At 56.1% G+C, this 5908-nt stretch carries 4 protein-coding genes; 2 read left to right on the top strand and 2 right to left on the bottom strand.

Going from position 1 to position 5908, the window contains the following annotated elements; all coding sequences use genetic code 11:
* The first annotated feature begins 461 nt into the window (after window positions 1–461).
* Complete coding sequence (locus EOA28_RS22205; RefSeq protein WP_128315268.1) at window positions 462–1952, top strand: DEAD/DEAH box helicase; 1491 nt, start codon at window positions 462–464, stop codon at window positions 1950–1952.
* Between the two features lie 23 nt (window positions 1953–1975).
* Window positions 1976–3016, top strand: coding sequence for a ParB N-terminal domain-containing protein (locus EOA28_RS22200; protein WP_128315267.1), 1041 nt, complete (start codon window positions 1976–1978; stop codon window positions 3014–3016).
* A gap of 68 nt (window positions 3017–3084) precedes the next feature.
* Here EOA28_RS22200 and EOA28_RS22195 read toward each other — a convergent pair whose 3' ends face one another.
* Complete coding sequence (locus EOA28_RS22195) at window positions 3085–4635, bottom strand: ATP-binding protein (RefSeq protein ID WP_189342134.1); 1551 nt, start codon at window positions 4633–4635, stop codon at window positions 3085–3087.
* The coding region (locus EOA28_RS22190; protein ID WP_210214953.1) for a PIN-like domain-containing protein at window positions 4625–5908 on the bottom strand (1284 nt) is incomplete at its 5' end. The genes EOA28_RS22195 and EOA28_RS22190, both read right to left, overlap by 11 nt.

Raw genomic sequence — 5908 nt, 5'->3', positions numbered from 1 at the left:
GTAAGATATCTGCTCGACGCCCTTGACGCGCTGCAAAACCTGACAATCGAAGTGCAGCATCGGAGGGATGATGTCGGGTGAGACGCGCGCTCATATGCTTCTCGTCGAGCGCCTTATTGCCCACGTGCGGGCCAAGCACAGTCCGCCCCGTGGGCTGCTCGTGTTGGCCGATCATCATTCCTTTGGCCCCAATCGCCCCCAACAGATAGGGGGGTACACGCCGGACCTTTTCGCCAGTGATCTCCCGACCACATTCGAAGTCATCGGGGAGGCAAAGACGATGGCTGACCTACAAAGCAGTCGATCTCAGCGTCAGATTAGGGCATTCCTCGACTACCTGTCGCTTCGGCCGCAAGCGAGCTTCTACCTCGTTGTGCCTCCCTTTCAACGACGACGCTCAGCCGCCATCCTCGATACGTTGCGCGTGGCCGCTCACAGCAATGTGGCTGTCGGAGTTATTGATGGGGTCTGAAACTTCTACGCGGCTGAAGCGGAACCCGGCGCTGAACCTTGGTCTGCGCCACACGGGTTTCTTGTATCAGTTGGAGGCTGTCGAGGCCGTCAAGAACCTCCCTTACGCCGCGCTTTTCCATGAACAGGGCCTTGGCAAAACTAAGATCGCCATTGATCTGGCTCTTGAGTGGCTGAAAACAGACGCGGTCGATACGGTCGTGTTCGTTACCAAACGGACTCTTGTTCAAAATTGGCAGGACGAGATCAAGGCCCACTCCTACCTGCACCCGACCATCCTCGATCAAAATCACTCCGGAAATTTCTTCGCGCTAAATTCTCCAAGCCCAGTTTTCCTCGTTCACTACGAGGTCTTTCGAACGGAGCAACGCCGTTTGCGATTGTTTGCTAAAACGCGTCGCGTCGGCATTATTTTGGACGAAGCCCAGAAGATCAAAAATCCTGAATCGGATCTTGCACGGGCGTTTCATGCCGTGGCGCCGGTTATGAAACGCCGCATTATCATGACCGGTACACCGGTGGCCAACAGACCGTACGACATTTGGTCGCTGATATATTTTCTGGATCAGGGGGCGGCGCTCGGTCCTGATTTTGAAGCTTTCAAGAGTGGCCTGGACCTCACCAACGACCTTTGGGTCAACGAGAAGCGCCGAAATGCATTCGAGGATGAACTGGCGGAACTCTTCGACCGGATACGTCCGTTCACCGTGCGCGAGACCAAATTGACAGCAGGGATTGAGTTGCCGGAAAAGCGCATAGAAAATGTGGCCGTCGAAATGAGCCCGCGCCAGCAGGCGCTTTACGAAGAATATCGCACAGAACTCGGAGCATCCATTGTCGTTGGCGACCAACAGACCCTCGACGATGCCGAAGAAAGCCTAAAACGCCTGCTGCGATTGGTGCAGGTCGCTTCGAATCCGCTGCTGGTCGATGAGGCTCACTCGGAAATTCCGGGGAAGTTCGCGAAGCTGCGCGAGCTTGTAATGCAGGCAGTCGACGCACGGTCCAAAATCATCGTTTGGACCAGTTTTGTCAAAAACGCCGATTGGCTGCATGGACGTCTTGCGGAATTTGGTGCTGTGAAAGTGCATGGCGGGGTGGAGCTTTCAGATCGCAACGACGCGATTTCCTCCTTCAAGGGTGACCCCTCGGTGAAAGTCCTTGTTGCCACGCCTGGGGCCGCCAAGGAAGGTCTGACGCTGACCGTCGCCAACCATGCCGTATTCTATGACCGTTCGTTCAGCCTCGACGACTACCTTCAGGCGCAAGACCGGATCCACCGAATTTCGCAGACGGACCCATGTTTCATCTGGAACCTCATCTCCTTGGCATCCATAGACGAATGGGTCGATTCGCTGCTTGCCGCCAAAAGGTTGTCAGCACAGCTTGGACAGGCTGATATCAGCAAGGAAGAATATCGCAGGCTCGCAAACTACGACTTCGGCAAGATGATCAGGGAAATTCTGGGGTTGGATCCTTAAACGGGGGGACGGGCAGGAAGGAAATGCTGAACAAGATTGGCGAACAGGGCTCGGTCATTTTGCGTGGCGTGGAGATTGCCACGCGGACGCTCGACATCGATGTCAGAACACTTAAGTTTTATGTGGATAATCCAAGAATCTATTCCTTCGTGCGGGCGGACGGCGTTCAGCCGACGCAGAGTGATATTCTGGGGAAGCTGCAAACCCTCGAGCATGTCAGGGAACTGGTGCAGGATATTCGGGCTAATGGTGGTCTCATCGACCCATTGATCGTGCGCGATGGTGACTTGGTTGTTCTAGAGGGCAACAGCCGGCTTGCCGCATACCACCACCTGATCATCGAAAACCCCCTTCAATGGAACAAGGTAAGATGTACGCTGCTTCCGGCCGACATTGACGAGAAATCGGTTTTTGCTTTGCTTGCACAGTACCACGTCAAGGGGAAGAAGGACTGGGCACCCTATGAAAAGGCGGGTTTTGTTTACCGGCGCTTCAAGAACCAGAAGGTCGACATTCCGGCAATCGCCAAAGAAATCGGGCTGACTAGGGATGAGGCCAAGCATCTCGTCGCAGTCTACGAGTTCATGATTGAGCACGGGGATAGCGACCGGGATCGCTGGAGTTACTATGACGAATTTTTGAAGTCGCGGAAAATCCGGAAAATCAGGGAAGAGGTGGCTGGCTTCGACGACTTCATCGTCAGGGAAATCCAAGCCGGTCATTTCGGAAAAGCCATGGAGCTGCGTGACAAACTTCCTGTCATCTGTACGGCAAACACCAAGATCATTCGACGCTACTTGGACGGGACCTACGATTTTGCCGAAGCTCATGAAGCCGCCGTTACTGCTGGCGGAGAAAACCATGTCCTCAACAAACTGTCTCGTTTTAAGAAGTGGCTTGTGGAGGCGTCGACTGAAGACGATATGCTTGATGCACCGAAGCCGGTTCGTGACCGCATCCAGTACGAGTTGAAGGAGATCGAAAAGAAATCGAAGAAATACAAAGACCTCATCGAGGCCAAAAAAGGCGAGATCGATTCTCGGTTGTCATCGTCATCCTGGTAGATAGGTGCATGGTTCATGCGAAGCGATGGGGGCTCAAAGGACATAGGGGTCGTGTCCAAGTCCCGCCGTTACAGTTCGCCGTATTCCTCTTCCAGCGCTTCACGCGCTGTCGCAAAGCAGCCTGGAGAAAGCGCTGCCTCCAAAATCCCCAGCACCTCCTTCAGAAATTCATCCCGCGTCTCCTGCTGCACCGTTTCCCTGTCGACACCCGCTGAAACGGCGGCGACATGGGAAAGCGCCGTCTGCTTGATATCGACAAGCTCCGAGCCGATCGCCTGTAATTCCGCCGCTGTTTCCATGTCCGCGCCCAACGCGCCCTTGGCAACCTTCTTGAGTTGCGTCGTGACGGTGGTGGACAACTTCAAGACCTTGTCCGTGTCAGCGAAATCGGCGCGCTCAAGGGTCTTAAGTTCCCGCTTGGCGGACTGCAGTTTCGATTTCAGAGCATCGACTGAATGTTGGCTCTCTGTCGAAACTTTGTAGGCTTCGCGTCCAAGTTCCTTGACGACCTCTGCAAGCTCGCCCTTGACCTTCTTCCAAGCGCTGTCTTCTTCGAAGCCGTCGCGGCGGGCGTTGGGAACGAGCGCGCTGGGCTCAACGAAGATTTCCCCCAGGAAATAGTCCTGGAACCGGATATGGGATTTTGCCCGCTCACGGAAGATCTCCCGGACGATTTCCGTACCATCGATCTGGATGTTGCGAACACGGACTCGCAACCCGCTGACACGCGGGTCGGTATAGGCGCCGGACTCTTCCTTCTTGCCGACCCAAGCCCACCACCGTTTTGATGGAGAGTAATAGACCTTATGGTCGCTCAGCGTCACGGTACCGGATTCGAATTCGTAGCTGGGCCCGTACCGTTTGGTCACCGCAACTGGCTTTCGATCGCCGTCCTTGATCGTGATCTTCACCTCCTCGATCGGAATCCTGCTCGCTGTTTCGGCTGCTTCCAGCGCAGCCCGATAGGGAAAGTCTGTAGGATAGGGGACCGGAGCCACCTGGCTTACAAAGTCGTACATCTCCTTGGGCGAGCGGCATTCATCCGGAGCGTCGGTAAACCCCTCAAGCTTGACTTCAAAGAAATGCTTCCTGGTCTCGCTATGAGGTGTACGGAACGCGACGACGCATTCCTTCATCAACTCCTCTGCGGATTTCATGCTGCCTTTTCCAGGCGTCATGGCTGCCCGCATGGCTTTTGCCTTGAATATGACGGTCGTCTGCTCCTTCTCCCCCTGCGCCTTTGTGGTGAAGGTCACCGTGTCACTGAAGACGATCCCCGCAAGACGCCCGATACCGCGGAAGCCGGCGTTTCGCCGGTGGCTTTTCGCCGATGCCCCGACCCGTGTCAGGGTCGCGGCGGCAGTTTTCACCGGCAGTCCAGCACCGTTATCGCGGATCACGAGAGACCTGCGGTCGGCTGGCATCTCGATTTCAATCAAACCGTCGCCGTCGCGAAGTATCTTAAGCTCGTCGATCGCCCGCTGCACGGAATCAAACCCGTTCTGGATGTACTCACGGATCGCATTTCGAGCTTCACCATACATGCCGACGGTCAGGGTCTCGAGTACGAACCCACCAAAAAACGGCTCGAATGCTATCGGTGTGTCGTTATCGGCCAAGGTCAGGCTCCTTCGGAATCGAAACATCGGTTGGGCGTTTGAAGCCTATGGTGTCAGTCAGTTTGAATGCGCTGCCGAACACCTCAGTGCGCCGCATCTGCGCCTCTGGCAGGCCGAACAGTTCACACGCCTTTCGAACTAGCTTGTCTCCGAGAACCGGCTCTTCGCCGGCGAAGATCGCACTGAGCTTCAGATCGTCATCTGACTGAGCCGGAGTTAGGAGTTCGACCCCACCAATCTTAATACTACGCAGTTCATCAATGAGCGGTGTATCTGGCTGCGTATCAAGGGTGATGTCGAGATTAGGCCGTTCTGTGTTCGGCAGGTAAAGCGGGTGGGTTTCATTGTCGCCAACCCGTTTAGCAACGGCTTCGACGGCATGGACGGCATAATCGACGCCCTGTTGCTCGAACAGAAATTGGGCAATCGGGCTGCTTGGCGGAATGCGCGACTGGTTGTTCTGTCTAACGAGAAAGGCCGATGCCAACATGCCGAGATACAGGCTCGCCGCCGTGTTCGGCGGGAGTCGATCCAGGTTTGAAACCAGATCCACGACGGCCTCCTCAAAACCCGGGACTCCATTCAGGACGCGGTCGTGAAGCTCGCGGGCAATCGTGACCAGTTGGTTTTGGTCGAAGCCGTCGAACGCATCCGCCGTCAGGCTCTTGATGAGGGGCTTTTGCGCCTCGACGCTGGCGCGCCAAATATCGAGCAATTTTCCGCCTGCCGGTTCGATATCAGCGCGGCTAAGAAATAGTGCTTTGGAGAGCATCGCCTTGGTGTTCAAGACGACAGGACTATCGGGGAAGAGATAGCCCTTTTCAGCGGTCTCAGCGCCGATCTTCGCCGCGTCGGCCTCCTGGCGCTCCTTGATCGCCCGTGCCCGTCGTTCATTTTCGGTTTCAGGCTCAGGGCCGTCTGGTATAATGGCGACGTCTGTAAAGCCGCGCACATTCTCTTCGGCGAAATCGCGAAGCAGCGCGGCGAGATAGGGCGTGTCCAACAACTCGACCTCGTCGACCGCGGCCACGACCCGCGCTTCCAGGACCAGCATGGGGTGCGGACGCGGCACAGGCTTCCAATCCTTTTTCAAGGCGCGGAGCTCGGGGTCGATATCGACTACGTCGCTGCGCCCAAGGTGCCAGTCGTTCTTGCGGTCGTTCGTCAACACGACGATGGCGCGGGCCTGCGCCGCCTTCGCGTGCGTCAGAAGCTCCTTCCAGAACACCAAGTCGCCGTAACGGTTGCTGTCTGGGGGTGCCTCGTCATCCCC

The sequence above is a fragment of the Mesorhizobium sp. M2A.F.Ca.ET.067.02.1.1 genome (genome assembly GCF_004023285.1).
Taxonomy (GTDB): domain Bacteria; phylum Pseudomonadota; class Alphaproteobacteria; order Rhizobiales; family Rhizobiaceae; genus Mesorhizobium.
Note: the sequence above shows the minus strand (reverse complement) of the source record. Positions and strands in the feature narration are given on the sequence as shown.